This window comes from Hydrogenophaga aromaticivorans, assembly GCF_013387465.1.
GTDB classification, from domain to species: domain Bacteria; phylum Pseudomonadota; class Gammaproteobacteria; order Burkholderiales; family Burkholderiaceae_C; genus Hydrogenophaga; species Hydrogenophaga aromaticivorans.
The window spans coordinates 289,517-307,179 of record NZ_VYGV01000001.1; the positions used below are offsets into that span (position 1 = coordinate 289,517).

General features: G+C 62.4%; 14 protein-coding genes and 4 tRNA genes. All 18 read right to left on the reverse strand.

Translation table 11 applies throughout. The features are described from left to right. Positions 1–130: 130 nt before the first annotated feature. The gene (gene rpoC, locus F3K02_RS01375) at positions 131–4,345 is read right to left on the reverse strand and encodes a DNA-directed RNA polymerase subunit beta' (RefSeq protein ID WP_177132487.1); all 4,215 of its coding nucleotides are present in this window, start codon (positions 4,343–4,345) and stop codon (positions 131–133) included. Positions 4,346–4,372: 27 nt separating this feature from the next. Continuing rightward, a complete protein-coding gene (rpoB, locus tag F3K02_RS01380; RefSeq protein ID WP_177132489.1) occupies positions 4,373–8,497 on the reverse strand; it encodes a DNA-directed RNA polymerase subunit beta in 4,125 nt (1,374 codons plus the stop codon). Positions 8,498–8,842: 345 nt separating this feature from the next. Then, complete coding sequence (gene rplL / locus F3K02_RS01385) at positions 8,843–9,217, reverse strand: 50S ribosomal protein L7/L12 (protein ID WP_177132494.1); 375 nt, start codon at positions 9,215–9,217, stop codon at positions 8,843–8,845. A 41-nt stretch (positions 9,218–9,258) separates the two neighbouring features. After that, positions 9,259–9,825 carry a 50S ribosomal protein L10 gene (gene rplJ, locus F3K02_RS01390; RefSeq protein ID WP_177132497.1) on the reverse strand — a complete coding sequence of 189 codons (567 nt, stop codon included), beginning with the start codon at positions 9,823–9,825 and terminating at the stop codon, positions 9,259–9,261. Positions 9,826–10,079: 254 nt separating this feature from the next. Further along, the gene (rplA, locus tag F3K02_RS01395; RefSeq protein ID WP_177132498.1) at positions 10,080–10,775 is read right to left on the reverse strand and encodes a 50S ribosomal protein L1; all 696 of its coding nucleotides are present in this window, start codon (positions 10,773–10,775) and stop codon (positions 10,080–10,082) included. Then, positions 10,776–11,207, reverse strand: a complete 432-nt coding sequence (gene rplK, locus F3K02_RS01400) for a 50S ribosomal protein L11 (protein WP_077333067.1) — start codon at positions 11,205–11,207, stop codon at positions 10,776–10,778. It abuts the gene before it with no gap. A 115-nt stretch (positions 11,208–11,322) separates the two neighbouring features. Beyond that, positions 11,323–11,898, reverse strand: coding sequence for a transcription termination/antitermination protein NusG (gene nusG / locus F3K02_RS01405; protein WP_177132500.1), 576 nt, complete (start codon positions 11,896–11,898; stop codon positions 11,323–11,325). After that, positions 11,898–12,281 (reverse strand): preprotein translocase subunit SecE, encoded by a 384-nt coding sequence (secE, locus tag F3K02_RS01410; protein ID WP_177132502.1) that lies wholly within the window; start codon positions 12,279–12,281, stop codon positions 11,898–11,900. The genes nusG and secE overlap by 1 nt, the downstream gene beginning before the upstream one ends. Before the next feature lie 147 nt (positions 12,282–12,428). Continuing rightward, positions 12,429–12,504: transfer RNA gene (locus F3K02_RS01415), tRNA-Trp, on the reverse strand. 28 nt (positions 12,505–12,532) lie between these two features. Further along, complete coding sequence (gene tuf, locus F3K02_RS01420) at positions 12,533–13,723, reverse strand: elongation factor Tu (protein ID WP_177132504.1); 1,191 nt, start codon at positions 13,721–13,723, stop codon at positions 12,533–12,535. A gap of 44 nt (positions 13,724–13,767) precedes the next feature. Further along, positions 13,768–13,842: transfer RNA gene (locus tag F3K02_RS01425), tRNA-Thr, on the reverse strand. Positions 13,843–13,904: 62 nt separating this feature from the next. After that, positions 13,905–13,978: transfer RNA gene (locus tag F3K02_RS01430), tRNA-Gly, on the reverse strand. Positions 13,979–14,060: 82 nt separating this feature from the next. After that, positions 14,061–14,146, reverse strand: a tRNA-Tyr gene (locus F3K02_RS01435). A gap of 58 nt (positions 14,147–14,204) precedes the next feature. After that, positions 14,205–14,921: a uracil-DNA glycosylase gene (locus F3K02_RS01440; protein ID WP_343066939.1), complete on the reverse strand. Its 717-nt coding sequence runs from the start codon at positions 14,919–14,921 to the stop codon at positions 14,205–14,207. 37 nt (positions 14,922–14,958) lie between these two features. Further along, positions 14,959–15,759 (reverse strand): indole-3-glycerol phosphate synthase TrpC, encoded by an 801-nt coding sequence (trpC, locus tag F3K02_RS01445; protein ID WP_177132508.1) that lies wholly within the window; start codon positions 15,757–15,759, stop codon positions 14,959–14,961. Further along, entirely contained in the window at positions 15,752–15,901 is a 150-nt protein-coding gene (locus F3K02_RS01450; RefSeq protein WP_177132510.1) for a hypothetical protein, read from the reverse strand. The genes trpC and F3K02_RS01450 overlap by 8 nt, the downstream gene beginning before the upstream one ends. Before the next feature lie 8 nt (positions 15,902–15,909). Beyond that, the gene (gene trpD / locus F3K02_RS01455; protein ID WP_177132513.1) at positions 15,910–16,977 is read right to left on the reverse strand and encodes an anthranilate phosphoribosyltransferase; all 1,068 of its coding nucleotides are present in this window, start codon (positions 16,975–16,977) and stop codon (positions 15,910–15,912) included. Between the two features lie 15 nt (positions 16,978–16,992). Next, entirely contained in the window at positions 16,993–17,646 is a 654-nt protein-coding gene (locus F3K02_RS01460) for a LysE family translocator (RefSeq protein WP_177132515.1), read from the reverse strand. Positions 17,647–17,663: the final 17 nt, after the last annotated feature.

Below are 17,663 nucleotides of genomic sequence, written 5' to 3' on the forward strand. Positions count from 1 at the left end.
CAGGCAATATACCCCAGTGCCTGTCGGCGCTGTCAGGGGCGTTGGCCATCACACAAGAAAAAACGCCTCCGGCCAGATGGCCGGAGGCGTTCAGGAACCCAGCGGTGACGCAGGGTTCAAGTGAGTTGGCTTATTCAGCCGCTTCGTTGGTGCTCGAAGCGTCGGCCTGATCGGCCGCCAGCGACACGGCGTCGGCTTCGGCGATGGCACGGCGCTCTTCGTCGTCCATCTTCTCCTTGACCTTGCGCGCTTCGTGGTACGCCATGCCGGTACCGGCCGGGATCAGACGACCGACGATCACGTTTTCCTTCAGACCACGCAGCTCGTCGCGCTTGCCCATGATGGCCGCCTCGGTGAGCACGCGGGTGGTTTCCTGGAAGGAAGCCGCCGAGATGAAGGAGTCGGTGGACAGCGAGGCCTTGGTGATACCCAGCAGCACGTTGCTGTAGACCGCGGGCAGCTTGCCCTCGGCGCGCAGCGCGTCGTTGGTGTTGAGGATCTCCGAACGCTCGACCTGCTCGCCAGCGATATACGACGAATCGCCCACGCTGTCGACGATCACGCGGCGCAGCATCTGGCGAACGATCACCTCAATGTGCTTGTCGTTGATCTTCACGCCCTGCAGACGGTACACGTCCTGCACTTCGTCAACGATGTAGCGCGACAGCTCTTCGATGCCCAGCAGGCGCAGGATGTCCTGCGGATCGGCCGGGCCGTCGACCACGCTCTCGCCCTTGTTGACCACCTGGCCTTCGTGCACCAGGATGTTCTTTTCCTTGGGGATGAGTTCGTCCCAGATCTTGCCTTCCGGATCGGTGATCTGCAGGCGGACCTTGCCTTTGGTTTCCTTGCCGAACGACACGGTACCGGTCATCTCGGCCAGCATGCCCTTGTCCTTCGGGCTGCGGGCTTCGAACAGCTCGGCCACTCGCGGCAGACCGCCGGTGATGTCGCGCGTCTTCTGGCCTTCGACCGGGATGCGGGCGAGCACGTGGCCGGGGCCGACGTCCTGACCGTCGCGCACTTCCAGCAGCGCGCCGATCTGGAAGCCCACCGTCACCGAGTGGTCGGTGCCGGGGATCTTCACTTCGTTGCCCTGGGCGTCGAGCAGCTTGACCAGCGGACGAACCACCTTGGTCGAACCGCGGTGCTTGGGATCGATCACCACCAGCGAGGACAGACCGGTCACGTCGTTGACCTGCTTGGCCACCGTCAGACCTTCTTCCACGTTCTCGAACTTCACCTGACCGGCGAATTCCGTGATGATGGGTCGAGTCAGCGGGTCCCAATTGGCCAGAATCGCGCCGGCCTTGATCTGCTGGTCGGCCTTGACCGCCAGGATCGCGCCGTAGGGCACCTTGTGGCGTTCGCGCTCACGACCGATTTCGTCGTGGATGATGATTTCGCCAGAACGCGCGATCACCACCAGCTCGCCCTTGGTGTTGGTCACATAACGCATGGTGGCGTTGAAACCGATCGAACCGCTGGACTTGGCTTCCACGCTGGAGGCCACGGCCGCACGCGACGCCGCACCACCGATGTGGAAGGTGCGCATGGTCAGCTGCGTTCCGGGTTCACCAATGGACTGGGCGGCGATCACACCGACGGCTTCGCCGATGTTCACCAGGCCACCGCGGCCCAGGTCGCGGCCATAGCACTTGGCGCAGATGCCGAAGCGGGTTTCGCAGGTCAGTGCGGTGCGCACCTTGACCTCGTCCACGCCAGCGGCTTCCAGCTCGTCGAGCATGTCTTCGTCCAGCAGGGTGCCGGCCGGCAACAGGACCGCGCGGGTCTCCGGGTGGATCACCTCATCGCAGGTGGTGCGGCCCAGGATGCGGTCGCGCAGCGACTCGATCACTTCACCACCTTCGACGATGGCGCGCATCACCGTGCCGTTGCTCGTGCCGCAGTCCTGGCTGTTGACCACCAGATCCTGCGTCACGTCCACCAGACGTCGGGTCAGGTAACCCGAGTTGGCGGTCTTCAGCGCCGTGTCGGCCAGACCCTTTCGGGCGCCGTGGGTGGAGATGAAGTACTGCAACACGTTCAGACCTTCACGGAAGTTCGCCGTGATGGGGGTCTCAATGATGGAGCCGTCGGGCTTGGCCATCAGGCCACGCATGCCGGCCAGCTGGCGAATCTGGGCCGCGGAACCGCGGGCACCCGAGTCGGCCATCATGTAGATGGAGTTGAAGGACTCCTGGTCCACTTCCTTGCCGTGGCGGTCGGTGGTCTTCTGCTTGGCCAGCTGGGCCATCATGACCTTGGAGATCTCGTCACCGGCCTTGCCCCAGATGTCCACCACCTTGTTGTAGCGCTCGCCCGCGGTCACCAGACCCGAAGCGTATTGCTGGGCGATTTCCTTCACCTCTTTTTCCGAACGCTCGATGATGGCCGGTTTTTCCTTCGGCACCAGCATGTCGTCCACCGCGATCGAGATGCCGGCACGGGTCGCCAGGCGGAAACCGTTCTGCAGCAGCTTGTCGGCGAAGACCACCGTTTCCTTCAGGCCGCACTTGCGGAAGGACACGTTGATCAGCTTGGAGATTTCCTTCTTCTTCAGCGGCTTGTTCAGCACTTCGAAAGGCAGGCCCTTGGGCAGGATCTCGGACAGCAGCGCACGGCCAACCGTCGTGTCCACCAGGGACACGAAGGGCGTGAATTCGCCCGTCGCCTTGTCCAGCGTGTACTGCTGCAGACGCACGCTGATCTTGGCGGTGATCTCGACTGCGCCATTGTCCAGCGCGCGCTGCAGCTCCAGCAGGTCGGCGAAGATCATGCCTTCGCCCTTGCCGTTGATGCGCTCGCGGGTCGCGTAGTACAGACCCAGCACCACGTCCTGCGACGGCACGATGGAGGGCTCGCCGTTGGCCGGGAACAGGATGTTGTTCGAGGCCAGCATCAGGGTGCGGGCTTCGATCTGCGCTTCCACCGACAGCGGCACGTGAACGGCCATCTGGTCACCGTCGAAGTCGGCGTTGAAGGCCGCGCAAACGAGGGGGTGCAGTTGGATCGCCTTGCCTTCGATCAGGATGGGTTCGAAGGCCTGGATGCCCAGGCGGTGCAGCGTGGGTGCGCGGTTCAGCATCACCGGGTGCTCTTTGATCACCTCTTCCAGGATGTCCCACACCACCGGCGTGCCGGCTTCCACTTCCTTCTTCGCGGCCTTGATGGTGGTCGCGATGCCCATGGCTTCCAGGCGCGAGAAGATGAAAGGCTTGAACAACTCCAGGGCCATCAGCTTGGGCAGGCCACACTGGTGCAGCTTGAGCGTGGGGCCGACCACGATGACCGAACGGCCCGAGTAGTCGACGCGCTTGCCCAGCAAGTTCTGGCGGAAACGACCGCTCTTGCCCTTGATCATGTCGGCCAGCGACTTGAGCGCGCGCTTGTTGGCGCCCGTCATCGCCTTGCCACGGCGGCCGTTGTCCAGCAGCGAGTCCACGGCTTCCTGCAGCATGCGCTTCTCGTTGCGCGCGATGATCTCGGGCGCTTTGAGTTCGAGCAGGCGGCGCAGACGGCTGTTGCGGTTGATGACGCGGCGGTACAGGTCGTTCAGATCGGAGGTCGCGAAGCGGCCACCGTCCAGCGGCACCAGCGGACGCAGGTCCGGCGGCAGCACGGGCAGCACGTCGAGCACCATCCACTCGGGCTTGATGCCCGACTTCTTGAAGGCTTCCAGCACCTTCAGGCGCTTGGCGTTCTTCTTGATCTTGAGCTCGGAGCCGGTCAGGTCGTTGCGCAGCTTCTCGATCTCGATGTCGAGGTCGATCGCCTGCAGCAGCTCCTTGATGCCTTCGGCGCCCATCTTGGCGATGAATTCGTCGCCGAATTCCTTGCGCTTGGCGTCAAAGTCATCCTCCGACATGATCGCGAATTTCTTCAGCGGCGTCATGCCCGGATCAACGATCACATAGGCTTCAAAGTACAGCACGCGTTCGATGTCGCGCAGCGTCATGTCGAGGATCAGGCCCAGACGCGACGGCAGCGACTTCAGGAACCAGATGTGGGCGCAGGGCGCGGCCAGGTCGATGTGACCCATGCGTTCGCGGCGCACTTTGGTCTGCGTGACTTCAACGCCGCACTTCTCGCAGATCACACCGCGGTGCTTGAGGCGCTTGTACTTGCCGCACAGGCATTCGTAGTCCTTGATGGGACCAAAAATCTTGGCGCAGAACAGACCGTCGCGTTCGGGCTTGAACGTGCGGTAGTTGATGGTCTCGGGCTTCTTGACTTCGCCGAAAGACCACGAGCGGATTTTTTCCGGCGAAGCCAGGCCGATGCGGATGGCATCGAAATGCTCGTCGGGCGTGAACTGCTTGAACAGGTCGAGTAATGATTTCATGGGTTCAATCCTTGTCTTGCCGGCGAATTAGGAGCGTTCGAGTTCGATGTCGATACCGAGCGAGCGAATTTCCTTGACCAGCACGTTGAACGACTCGGGCATGCCCGCTTCGATCGAGTGCTCGCCCTTGACGATGCTTTCGTACACCTTGGTGCGGCCCTGCACGTCGTCGGACTTGACGGTGAGCATTTCCTGCAGGATGTAGGAAGCGCCGTAGGCTTCCAGCGCCCACACTTCCATCTCGCCGAAACGCTGACCACCGAACTGCGCCTTGCCGCCCAGCGGCTGCTGCGTGACCAGGGAGTACGGACCGGTGGAACGGGCGTGCATCTTGTCGTCAACCAGGTGGTGCAGCTTCAGGAAGTGCATGTAGCCCACGGTGGTCTTGCGCTCGAAAGCGTCACCGGTGCGGCCGTCGTACAGCTGCGCCTGGGTGCGGGTTTCGGTCAGGCCCTTCTTGGCGGCGATGTCGTCCGGGTACGCCAGCTTCAGCATGGCGCGGATTTCGTCTTCCGAAGCACCATCGAACACCGGGGTGGCGAACGGCACACCGTTCTGCAGGTTCTCGGCCATTTCCATCACGTCAGCGTCGCTGAGGTCGGACAGGGATTCTTTCTTGCCGGTGTGGTTGTAGACCGTTTCGAGGAACGTGCGCATTTCAGAAGCCTTGGCTTCCTGTTGCAGCATGTCGCCGATGCGCTGACCAATGCCCTTGCCGGCCCAGCCCAGGTGGACTTCCAGCACCTGACCCACGTTCATGCGCGAAGGCACGCCCAGCGGGTTCAGCACGATGTCGGCGGGGGTGCCGTCGGCCATGTAAGGCATGTCTTCGACCGGAACGATCTTGGAGACCACACCCTTGTTGCCGTGGCGGCCGGCCATCTTGTCACCCGGCTGCAGGCGGCGCTTGACGGCCAGGTAAACCTTGACCATCTTCAGCACGCCAGCGGGCAGCTCGTCGCCCTGCGTGAGCTTCTTGCGCTTCTCTTCGAACGCGAGGTCGAAGCTGTGGCGCGTCTGCTCCATGGAGTTCTTGATCGACTCCAGCTGGGCGGCGACTTCGTCATCGGCCGGGCGGATGTCGAACCAGTGGTACTTCTCGACGTCGGCCAGGTAGGCCTTGTCGATGGTCGTGCCCTTGGACAGCTTCTTGGGGCCACCGTTGGCGATCTTGCCGGTCAGCAGCTTCTCGATGCGGTCGAAGGCGTCGGCTTCCACGATGCGCAGCTGGTCGTTCAGGTCCAGGCGGAAGCGCTTGAGTTCGTCATCGATGATCTGCTGGGCGCGCTTGTCGCGCGTGATGCCTTCGCGGGTGAAGACCTGCACGTCGATCACGGTGCCTTGCGAGCCCTGGTCCACGCGCAGCGAGGTGTCTTTCACGTCGCTGGCCTTCTCGCCGAAGATGGCGCGCAGCAACTTCTCTTCAGGCGTCAGCGTGGTCTCGCCCTTGGGCGTGACCTTGCCGACCAGCACGTCGCCGGGCAGCACTTCGGCGCCGACGTAGATGATGCCGGAGTCGTCCAGGCGGTTGAGCTGCTGCTCGGCCAGGTTGGGGATGTCGCGGGTGATTTCTTCCGCGCCCAGCTTGGTGTCGCGCGCCATGACCACCAGTTCCTCGATGTGGATCGAGGTGTAGCGGTCTTCGGCGACCACGCGTTCGGAGATCAGGATCGAGTCTTCGAAGTTGTAGCCGTTCCAGGGCATGAAGGCGATCAGCATGTTCTGGCCGATGGAGATTTCTCCCAGGTCGGTCGAAGCGCCGTCGGCGATCACGTCACCCTTGCCCAGCTGATCGCCCTTCTTGACGATGGGACGCTGGTGGATGTTGGTGTTCTGGTTGGAACGCTGGTACTTGATCAGGTTGTAGATGTCCACACCGACTTCGCCGGCCACGGCTTCGGCGTCGTTCACGCGGATCACGATGCGGGTCGCGTCCACGTAGTCGACCACGCCGCCGCGTTTGGCGGTGACCACGGTGCCGGAGTCGATCGCAGCCACACGCTCGATGCCGGTGCCGACCAGCGGCTTCTCGGGACGCAGCACGGGCACGGCCTGGCGCGACATGTTGGCGCCCATCAGCGCGCGGTTCGCGTCATCGTGTTCCAGGAACGGAACCAGCGAGGCGGCCACGGACACGATCTGCGCCGGCGACACGTCCATGTACTGGATGGTGTCGGCCGAGGTCAGGATGGATTCACCCTTTTCACGCGCGGAAATCAGGTCGCCGGTCAGGCGGCCTTCGGCGTCCAGCGTGGCGTTGGCCTGGGCGATGACGTACTTGCCTTCTTCGATGGCCGACAGGTAGTCGATCTGGTTCGTCACCTGGCCGTCGATCACGCGACGGTACGGGGTTTCGATGAAGCCGTATTCGTTCAGACGCGCGTACAGGGCCAGCGAGTTGATCAGGCCGATATTCGGACCTTCAGGCGTTTCAATCGGGCAGACGCGACCGTAGTGGGTCACATGCACGTCACGCACTTCGAAGCCGGCACGTTCGCGGGTCAGACCGCCCGGGCCAAGGGCCGACACGCGGCGCTTGTGGGTGATCTCGGCCAGCGGGTTGGTCTGGTCCATGAACTGCGACAGCTGGGAGGCACCGAAGAACTCCTTGAGGGCCGCTGAAATCGGCTTGGAGTTGATCAGGTCGTGCGGCATCAGCGGCTCTTGCTCGGCCTGGCCCAGACGCTCCTTCACGGCCTTTTCGATGCGAGCCAGACCGGTGCGGTACTGGTTCTCGGCGAGTTCGCCGACGCAGCGCACGCGGCGGTTGCCCAGGTGGTCGATGTCATCGACTTCGCCACGGCCGTTGCGCAGGTCCACGAGGATCTTGACCACGGCCAGGATGTCTTCGTTGGACAGCACCATGGCGCCGGTGGATTCGTCGCGGCCCACGCGGGCGTTGAACTTCATGCGGCCCACGCGCGACAGGTCGTAGGTGTCCGGGTTGTAGAACAGGCGGTGGAACAGGGCTTGCACCGCGTCTTCGGTCGGCGGTTCGCCGGGGCGCATCATGCGGTAGATGGCGACACGGGCGGCGAACTCGTCAGCGGTTTCGTCGCTGCGCAGGGTCTGGCTGATGTAAGCGCCCTGGTCGAGTTCGTTGGTGTAGAGGCACTGCAGGTCCTGCACGCCCGAGGTGCGCAGTTTCTTCAGCAGCACTTCGGTCAACTCGTCGTTGGCCTTGGCGATGATCTCGCCGGTGTCGGCGTCAACGATGTTGCGCGCGACCACGCGGCCGATCATGAAGTCTTCGGGCACGCTGATGTGCGTGGTGCCGGACTGTTCCATTTCGCGGGTGTGGCGCACGGTGATGCGCTTGTCCTTGGCGACCACGACCTTGCCCGACTTGTCGGTGATGTCGAAACGGGCCACCTCGCCACGCAGGCGCTCGGGCACGAAGGCCATCTGGGCGCCGCTGTCCATCAGGCGGAAGTGGTCGTTGACGAAGAAGTTCGCCAGGATGGTTTCCGGCGTCAGGCCGATGGCCTTGAGCAGGATGGTCACCGGCATCTTGCGGCGGCGGTCGACACGGAAGAACAGCACGTCCTTGGGATCGAACTCGAAGTCGAGCCACGAACCGCGGTAGGGGATGATGCGGGCCGAGAACAGCAGCTTGCCCGAGCTGTGGGTCTTGCCCTTGTCGTGTTCGAAGAACACACCGGGTGAACGGTGCAGCTGCGACACGATGACACGCTCGGTGCCGTTGATGATGAAGGAACCCTTGTCGGTCATCAGGGGCACTTCGCCCATGTAGACCTCCTGTTCCTTGACTTCCTTGATGACCTTGGACTGGCTGGTCGAGGACTCGCGGTCGTAAATGATGAGCTGGACGCGGGCGCGCACAGCCGAAGCAAACGTCAGGCCACGGGTCTGGCATTCGCGCACGTCAAACGCCGGCTTGGCCAGGTTGTATTCGACGAACTTCATCTCCACAAAACCGTTGTGCGAGACGATGGGGAATGCCGCTTCGAACGCCGCCTGCAGGCCCTCGTTGGTACGCTTCTTGGGAGCCGAATCGGCTTGCAGGAACGCGGTGTACGCGTCCTTTTGCATCTGCAAGAGGTAAGGGATCGCGATGACGGTTTCGCGGGTGCCAAAACTCTTTCGGATGCGTTTGCGTTCGGTATATGAATAATTCGATGCTGTGGCCATGAGATCTCCGGGCTTGAGGTCTGCGGCGACTGTCTGCCTACCAGGGATGGACTCCTGGTGACTTGCTTGGTGGCTGGCCTCTACCAACCATTGGCGGACGGCCTGTGCGTTGCACACAGGCCCGAACCAAGTCGTTTTCTGCAGTCGGGGTCAGAAAACACTGCTAAGCAGACTGTGAAAATCTGCTTAGCGGTGTTTCGCTAAAACACTGACAAGGGGACTCGTCAGAGTCGACATATCAGCGCTTATTCAAAACACTGCACCAGTGCATCGGCACTGGCGGCTCAGAAAGCACCAAAGGCTGGAGGCTCTTTCGAGCACTCCAGCCCTGGCCTGGCGAGTGAATTACTTCAGCTCGGCCTTGGCGCCGGCATCCACCAGCTTCTTCACTGCGGCTTCGGCGTCGGCCTTGGCAACAGCTTCTTTCACGTTCTTCGGAGCGCCGTCGACCAGGTCCTTGGCTTCTTTCAGGCCCAGACCGGTGATTTCGCGCACGGCCTTGATGACGGAGACCTTGTTGGCGCCGGCTTCGAGCAGCACGACGTTGAATTCGGTCTTCTCTTCAGCAGCAGCAGCGGCACCGCCACCACCAGCGGCAGGAGCGGCCATGGCGGCAGCGCTCACACCAAACTTCTCTTCGATGGCTTTCACCAGGTCGTTGAGTTCCATGACCGTCATGCTGTCCAGCGCGGTCAAAAATGCGTCTTTATCGAATGCCATTTTGATTTCCTAACAATTGGTTAAACGAATCTGCCGCGCGCTCAGGCGGCGGCAGCGTCTTCTGCCGGTGCGGCGGGTTCAGCTGCGGGTTCTGCAGCTGCTTCTGCCGGAGCGGCAGCGCCTTCGCCTTTTTTCGCCGCCAACGCGCCCAGCACAACGGCCGTACGCGAAATAGGCGACATCAGCAAGCCACACAGCTGAGCCAACAACACTTCCTTGGAAGGGATGCTGGCGAGCTGCTTGACGCCCTCGATGTCCAGGACTTTGCCACCGTAGACGCCAGCGCGAATCACCAACTTGTCGTTGGTTTTCGCGAATTCGGCCACCACTTTCGCGGCGGCCACGGCGTCTTCGGAGAAGCCATAGATCAGCGGACCGGTCATCTGGTCGGCGACCACTTCAAAACTGCTGCCAGCCACCGCACGGCGGGCCAGGGTGTTTTTCAACACGCTCAGGCTCACACCGCTGTTGCGGGCTGTGACACGCAATTTGTCCATGTTCGCGACCGTGATGCCACGGTATTCCGCCATCACGAGCGTTTGAGCTTTAGCGGCGAGGCTGGTCACTTCGGAAATGACCGCTTCTTTCTCACTGCGATTCAGACTCAAGGTCTACTCCTTAAATGTGCCCTCGGCCCCAAAGCCTCCGGCACGCCTCATTGCAGCGACCAACTGTTTCAGGAACTCATTCCATCTGCAGCGGGATCGCCATCTGCGTTGGCTTGTCACAATTAAGTCGGTCGGCGTTCTTTCGAACACTCCCCGACACCAACGGTCTTGGATGGCCCCGTGGACTGACGGTGTTGTCAAACCACGGACCCACCACACCCGGGCCACCGGAGTGGCCCGAATTCTTTTCGCGATCAGGCCGCGATGGACTGCATGTCGACGCGAACGCCCACACCCATGGTCGAAGACACGGCCACTTTGCGCAGGTAAACACCCTTGCTGGTAGCAGGCTTGGCCTTGGTCAGGGCGTCGAGCAGGGCCACCAGGTTGCCCTGGAGCTTGTCGGCTTCGAACGAACGGCGACCGATCGTGCCGTGCACGATGCCGGCCTTGTCGACACGGAACTGCACCTGACCAGCCTTGGCGTTGCGCACCGCCTGCGCCACGTCGGGCGTCACGGTACCCACCTTGGGGTTGGGCATCAGGCCGCGCGGGCCCAGGATCTGACCCAGGGTACCGACCACACGCATGGCATCGGGCGAAGCGATGACGACGTCAAAGTCCATCTTGCCGGCCTTGACTTCAGCAGCCAGGTCGTCCATGCCGACAATGTCGGCACCAGCGGCCTTGGCTTCTTCGGCCTTGGCGCCCTGGGCGAACACGGCCACGCGCTTGGTCTTGCCGGTGCCGTTGGGCATCACGACGGCGCCACGCACCACCTGGTCGGATTTCTTGGCGTCCACGCCGAGCTGGATCGCCACGTCGATGGATTCGTCAAACTTGGCGTTGGCACATTCTTTGATGATGGCCAGGGCGTCGGTCAGCGCGTAGAGCTTGTTAGCATCCACTTTGCCGGCGAAAGCTTTTTGCTTTTTGGTCAGCTTGGACATTTACACGCCCTCCACAATCACGCCCATCGAGCGGGCCGAACCGGCGATGGTGCGCACAGCGGCGTCCACATCAGCGGCGGTCATGTCTTTCATCTTGGTCTTCACGATCTCTTCGAGCTGAGCGCGCGTGATCTTGCCGACCTTTTGCTTGTTGGGCACCGGAGAACCCTTGTCGAGCTTGATGGCCTTCTTGATCATGTAGGTCGCCGGGGGCGTACCCATCTTGAAGGTGAAGCTCTTGTCCGCAAACGCGGTGATGGTCACCGGGATCGGCATGCCGGGCTCAAGACCCTGGGTCTGGGCGTTGAACGCCTTGCAGAACTCCATGATGTTGAGGCCGCGCTGGCCCAAGGCCGGGCCGATCGGTGGGGAGGGGTTGGCTTTACCAGCTGGCACTTGCAGCTTGATGAAGCCGACGATTTTTTTCGCCATTTTTTAGCTCCTGCGAGTGCAGACGGCTGCCATCAAGACAACCTCCTCGCGGTGGGGGACCCGGAAAAGACAAATGGCGCTGGCGTCGGGCCGACCCACCAGCGTCACGGAAACTTCAGGTCTTTTCGACCTGGCTGAATTCGAGTTCGACCGGCGTGGCGCGACCGAAAATGGTCACCGACACGCGCATCTTGTTCTTCTCGTAGTTGACTTCTTCGACCGTGCCGTTGAAGTCCGTGAACGGGCCCTCCTTGACGCGCACGTATTCGCCCACGACAAATTCCACCTTGTGGCGCGGCTTGTCGGTGCCTTCCTGCATCTGGTTGACGATCTTCTGGACGTCTTCCTCGGAAATCGGTGCCGGGCGGTTTTTGGCACCACCCACGAAACCCGTGACCTTGTTGGTGTGCTTCACCAGGTGCCAGGTTTCGTCGTCCATCACCATTTCCACCAGCACGTAGCCGGGGAAAAACTTGCGCTCGGTGGTGCGCTTCTGACCGTTCTTGACCTCCACCACTTCTTCGGTGGGCACCAGGATCCGGCCGAACTTGTCCTGCATGCCTTCGCGGTTGATGCGCTCGATGATGTTGCGCTCGGCCGCCTTTTCCATGCCGGAATAGGCGTGCACCACATACCAGCGCATGCCCTCAGCGGCCACGCCATCCGTCACAGGACTGTGTTGATCGGTCATTATTTTCTCCAGCCCAGGATCAGGTCGTAGAACAACCATTCCAGGGTCTTGTCGGTCAGCCACAGAAAGAGCGCCATCACAAACACGAAGGCAAACACATAAGCCGTCATCTGGATCGCTTCCTTGCGCGCCGGCCAGACCACCTTTTTGGCTTCTCGCCACGAATCACGCCCAAAGGCCACGAGCCGCTTGCCGGACTCGGACACACCAAACACCACCACGGCAGCCACCAGGCACGCGATCAACGCACCCCATTGCGCGAGTGCGCCCCGGCCCGACAGCAGATAAAACGCAACGAACGCCCCCAGCAGCAGCACAACAGCGACCGCCAGCTTGGCCTTGTCGGCGCTGGTGTTGACGGTTTGAACTTCGGAAGAGGCCATGGGGTTCCAGACGATTCGTAACAAAAACGCGCGACTTCGAAGCCCGAGGCTTGAGACACGCAAGCCCACCAGAGGTCTTGACGACTTCGGCGGGCTTGTAAACCACGAAAACAGAGCGGATTCAGGTTCCGATGCTTGCCTGTTTTGTGGCAGGGGCAGTAGGAATCGAACCTACAACCTTCGGTTTTGGAGACCGACGCTCTGCCAATTGAGCTATACCCCTACTGGCTGTGCCCTAGCGGGCGTTGAACTTACGCGATGATCTTGGCAACCACACCGGCGCCGACGGTACGGCCACCTTCGCGGATGGCGAAACGCAGACCTTCTTCCATGGCGATCGGGGCAATCAGCTTGACCGTGATCGACACGTTGTCACCCGGCATGACCATTTCCTTGCCTTCGGGCAGCTCAATGGAGCCGGTCACGTCGGTGGTGCGGAAGTAGAACTGCGGACGGTAGTTGTTGAAGAACGGCGTGTGACGGCCACCTTCGTCCTTGGACAGCACGTACACCTCACCCGTGAAGTGGGTGTGGGGCTTGATGGAGCCGGGCTTGCACAGCACCTGGCCGCGCTGCACGTCTTCGCGCTTGGTGCCGCGCAGCAGGATACCGACGTTGTCGCCAGCCTGACCCTGGTCCAGCAGCTTGCGGAACATTTCCACGCCGGTGCAGGTGGTTTTCTGGGTGTCGCTGATGCCGACGATTTCGATTTCTTCGCCGACCTTGACGATGCCGCGCTCGATACGACCGGTCACGACGGTGCCGCGGCCGGAGATGGAGAACACGTCTTCCACGGGCATCAGGAAGGCACCGTCCACAGCACGCTCGGGCGTGGGGATGTAGGTGTCCAGCGCATCGGCCAGCTTCATGATGGCCTCTTCACCCAGGGGACCCTTGTCGCCTTCGAGGGCGAGCTTGGCCGAGCCGTGGATGATGGGGGTGGCATCGCCAGGGAAGTCGTACTTGTCGAGCAGCTCGCGCACTTCCATTTCAACGAGTTCGAGCAGTTCGGCGTCGTCGACCATGTCGCACTTGTTCAGGAACACGATGATGTAAGGCACGCCGACCTGGCGGGCCAGCAGGATGTGCTCGCGGGTCTGGGGCATGGGGCCGTCAGCGGCGGAGCACACCAGCACGGCGCCGTCCATCTGGGCGGCACCGGTGATCATGTTCTTGACGTAGTCGGCGTGGCCGGGGCAGTCAACGTGGGCGTAGTGGCGGTTGGCCGTTTCGTATTCCACGTGGGCGGTGTTGATGGTGATGCCGCGGGCTTTTTCTTCGGGAGCCGCGTCGATCTGGTCGTAGGCCTTGGCCGAACCGCCGAACTTGGCCGCCAGCACGGTGGTGATGGCCGCGGTCAGGGTGGTCTTGCCGTGGTCAACGTGACCGATCGTGCCGACGTTGACGTGCGGCTTGGTCCGCTCAAATTTCTCTTTTGCCATTTTTCAGCTCCAAAATCAAAATTGCCGAAACACCAGAACAAATATGGTGCCCTTGGCGGGAATCGGACCCGCGACCTCTCCCTTACCAAGGGAGTGCTCTACCACTGAGCCACAAGGGCCAAGACACCCGGACAACCCGGACATCTCAGAAAACTTCAAACACCCAGCCATCAAAAGGACATGGAGCGGGAGACGGGAATCGAACCCGCGTGATCAGCTTGGAAGGCTGGAGTTCTACCATTGAACTACTCCCGCCCGAACCGTTTTCACACCCACAAGGGCTTCCAACATTCAGAGCGCTTCGATCCCAATCGCTCGCACATCGCCTATCAATCACTGGTGGAGGGGGCTGGATTCGAACCAGCGTACGCGTAAGCGGGCAGATTTACAGTCTGCTGCCTTTAACCACTCGGCCACCCCTCCATAGCGCAGCCCAGCATTATGCCATGGTTTTTGACCGTGTTGCATCCCACCCCCGTGATCACCATGCCACAGGTGATTGTCCGGACGCTTTCAGCCAGCGGTTGACGGCGCCGAAATGGCCGCAACCGAGGAACGGCGCTGGACCCCGGCTCGCCGACAGGGGCGATGGGTGGTTGGCACACAGCACCTGATGGCGGGCACCATCGATCAGCGCGGCCTTTTTCTGGGCGTGGGCGCCCCACAGCAGAAACAGTTTGGGGCCGCCTGTTTCGCTGCAACGCCGGATCAGGGCGTCGGTCAGCACTTCCCAGCCACGACCGGCATGGCTGGCGGGCAGGCCGTCTTCCACGGTCAGGCAGGTGTTGAGCAGGAGCACGCCCTGCCCGGCCCAACGCACCAGCGAGCCGCTGGACGGCGGCGCCATACCCAGATCGCGCTGCAGCTCCTTGAACATGTTGCGCAGGCTGGGCGGAATCCTGACACCGGGTACAACAGAAAATGCCAGCCCCTCGGCCTGGCCAGGTCCGTGGTACGGGTCCTGGCCCAGGATCACCACCCGCACATCGGCCAGCGGCGTCAGCGTCAGGGCCCGCAGCGGCTGCGGCGGATAGATGACGGCACCGCTGTCCAGCCGCTGCTGCAAGAAGGCTTTCAGTGACTGCCCGGCGGAAGACGCCCAAAAGCCGTTGACCAGCGCCGCCCAGTCGGCCTGGACCGGCCACTGTGCGGGATCGGCCGCCTGCAGCCGCGGGGTCAGAACCTCTGGACCTGCCACACCACCCCAATCCAATGCGCCTTGCATCGATCCGTGCTCAGGCAAACAGCTCGGCCAGTGCCAGACCCGGCTCGGGCGCGCGCATGAAGGCTTCGCCCACCAGGAAGGCGTGCACACCCGCAGCGCGCATCTTGGTGACGTCGTCGCGGCCGAGAATGCCGGACTCGGTGACCAGCAGGCGGTCGGCCGGCACATCGGGCAGCATGTCCAGCGTGGTCTGCAGCGTGACGTCGAAGGTGCGCAGGTTGCGGTTGTTGATGCCCACCAGCGGTGTTTTGAGCTTGAGCGCACGCTGCAGTTCGGCGCGGTCGTGCACCTCCACCAGCACCGCCATGTTCATGCTGAGGGCAATCGCTTCCAGATCGGCCATCTGCGCGTCGTCCAGACAGGCGGCGATCAGCAGGATGGCGTCGGCCCCCATGGCGCGGGCCTCGTAGACCTGGTACGGGTCCACCATGAAGTCCTTGCGCAGCACCGGGAGGTCGCAGCTGGCACGGGCCTGTTTCAGGTAGTCGGAACTGCCCTGGAAAAACTGTTTGTCGGTCAACACCGACAGGCAGGCGGCGCTGACCTGGCCATTGCCTTCGGCGTAGCTCTGGGCGATGTCGGCCGGAATGAAGTCTTCGCGCAGCACGCCCTTGCTCGGGCTGGCCTTCTTGATCTCGGCGATCACCGCGGCCTGGCCGGCGGCGATCTTGGCCCTCAAGGCACCCTCGAAGTCGCGCGTGAGCAAACGGCTTTCGGCGTCGAAGCGCACCACGTCCAGCGGTTTCTTCTTGCGCGCGGCGGCGATTTCTTCGTGCTTGACGGCCACGATCTTGTTGAGGATGTCACTCATGGGTATTGTTTTCCTGAGGTGGAGGCGACTGGAGCACCTTCTTGATAACCCGGTGCATCACCACACCGGCCACGATGAACAGCAACGAAATGCCGATGGCGATCCATGCGCCTTCGTTTTGCAGCCAGACAGGCAGATTCATGGCATCGATCAGGGGCCGACCGGCGCCGTGGCGGCTTGGGTGAAATCGGTCAGATCACGCAGCTTCTGCGCAGCCGCACCGGACTCGATGGCGCGCCGCGCCAGCGCGATGCCCTGCGGCATGCCGTCACACACATTGGCGGCATAGAGCGCCACCCCGGCATTGAGCGACACGATGTCTTTGGCGGCCTTGATGGTCGGTTCGTCGCTGTTGTTCAACACGCCCATCAGCATGGCCTTGGAATCTTCGGGCGTTTCCACGCGCAGCGTGCGGTTGCTCGCCATCGTGAGGCCGAAATCTTCGGGGTGGATCTCGTATTCGGTGATCTCGCCGTTTTTCAGTTCACCCACCATGGTGGCCGCGCCGAGCGAGACCTCGTCCATGCCGTCGCGGCCGTAGACCACCACCGCGTGCTCTGCGCCCAGGCGCTGCAGGGCGCGCACCTGGATGCCGACCAGATCGGGGTGGAACACGCCCATCAGGATGTTGGGCGCCGAGGCCGGGTTGGTCAGCGGGCCGAGGATGTTGAAGATGGTCTTCATGCCCAGCTCGCGGCGCACCGGCGCCACGTTTTTCATGGCCGGGTGGTGGTTCGGCGCGAACATGAAGCCCACGCCCACTTTTTCAATGCAACGCGCGATGGCATCGGGAGCGAGGTTGATGTTGATGCCCAGGCTCTCAAGCACGTCGGCGCTGCCGCTCTTGCTGGAAACGCTGCGCCCACCGTGCTTGCTGACCTTGGCGCCCGCGGCCGCGGCCACGAACATGGAGCAGGTGGAGATGTTGAAGGTGTGCGAACCGTCACCGCCGGTGCCCACGATGTCCACCAAGTGCGTCTTGTCGGCCACGTGCACCTTGGTGGAGAACTCGCGCATCACCTGCGCGGCGGCGGTGATCTCGCCGATGGTCTCCTTCTTCACGCGCAGGCCGGTGATGAAGGCCGCCATCATGACCGGTGACATCTCGCCACTCATGATCAGACGCATGAGATGCAGCATCTCGTCGTGGAAGATCTCGCGGTGTTCGATGGTGCGCTGCAGGGCTTCCTGCGGGGTGATCTTGTGGCTGTGGGGCATGTGTGTCTCCTGAACTTAGCGAGAAGGATTGTCCGACATGGCCAGCTTGAGGCCAAAGCCGACGAACATGGCGCCGGCGGCGCGGTCCATCCAGTGCATGGTGCGCTGCACGGCGCTCACGCGACCCGCGGCCCAGCCGGCGAGCCAGGCGTAGCCGAAGTTGATCGGCAGCGAGTTGAGGTTGAACAGCAGGCCCAGCAGCAGGAAGGCGGTCACCTTGTCGGGCGTGCCGGGCGCAATGAACTGCGGCACGAAGGCCAGGAAGAACAGCGCGACCTTGGGGTTGAGCACGTTGGTGAGGAAACCGCGCCGGTAGATGCGGCGCAGGTCGGCAGGTTGGTGGACTCTCGCGGCATCCGCCGGCACGATGGACGACCCCCCGCCCTGGGCGAAGAGCAGCTTGACGCCCATCCACATCAGGTACGCGGCACCGATCCACTTGAGCACCGTGAAGGCCGTGGCCGAAGTAGCGAGCAGCGCGCTCACACCGAGCGCTGCCGCAAACACATGCACGAAGCACCCGCTGACGATGCCCAGCGCCGCCACGATGCCGGCGCGCACGCCGCTCTTGAGGGCGTTGCTCACGATATAGAGCACATCGGGGCCGGGCGTGAGGTTGAGCAGCCAGCCCGCCGCGATGAACATGAGCAGTTGCGGGGTGTCGGGCATGGTGCTCTCCGGGCGGA

What these genes read in the sequence shown, in the direction of transcription:
- trpD (WP_177132513.1), bottom strand. Translation starts at nt 16,977, where the DNA reads ATGCCCCACAGCCACAAGATCACCCCGCAGGAAGCCCTGCAGCGCACC.
- rplK (WP_077333067.1), bottom strand. Translation starts at nt 11,207, where the DNA reads ATGGCGAAAAAAATCGTCGGCTTCATCAAGCTGCAAGTGCCAGCTGGT.
- nusG (WP_177132500.1), bottom strand. Translation starts at nt 11,898, where the DNA reads ATGACCGATCAACACAGTCCTGTGACGGATGGCGTGGCCGCTGAGGGC.
- tuf (WP_177132504.1), bottom strand. Translation starts at nt 13,723, where the DNA reads ATGGCAAAAGAGAAATTTGAGCGGACCAAGCCGCACGTCAACGTCGGC.
- rpoC (WP_177132487.1), bottom strand. Translation starts at nt 4,345, where the DNA reads ATGAAATCATTACTCGACCTGTTCAAGCAGTTCACGCCCGACGAGCAT.
- rpoB (WP_177132489.1), bottom strand. Translation starts at nt 8,497, where the DNA reads ATGGCCACAGCATCGAATTATTCATATACCGAACGCAAACGCATCCGA.
- rplL (WP_177132494.1), bottom strand. Translation starts at nt 9,217, where the DNA reads ATGGCATTCGATAAAGACGCATTTTTGACCGCGCTGGACAGCATGACG.
- F3K02_RS01450 (WP_177132510.1), bottom strand. Translation starts at nt 15,901, where the DNA reads ATGAATCTGCCTGTCTGGCTGCAAAACGAAGGCGCATGGATCGCCATC.
- F3K02_RS01460 (WP_177132515.1), bottom strand. Translation starts at nt 17,646, where the DNA reads ATGCCCGACACCCCGCAACTGCTCATGTTCATCGCGGCGGGCTGGCTG.
- secE (WP_177132502.1), bottom strand. Translation starts at nt 12,281, where the DNA reads ATGGCCTCTTCCGAAGTTCAAACCGTCAACACCAGCGCCGACAAGGCC.
- trpC (WP_177132508.1), bottom strand. Translation starts at nt 15,759, where the DNA reads ATGAGTGACATCCTCAACAAGATCGTGGCCGTCAAGCACGAAGAAATC.
- rplA (WP_177132498.1), bottom strand. Translation starts at nt 10,775, where the DNA reads ATGTCCAAGCTGACCAAAAAGCAAAAAGCTTTCGCCGGCAAAGTGGAT.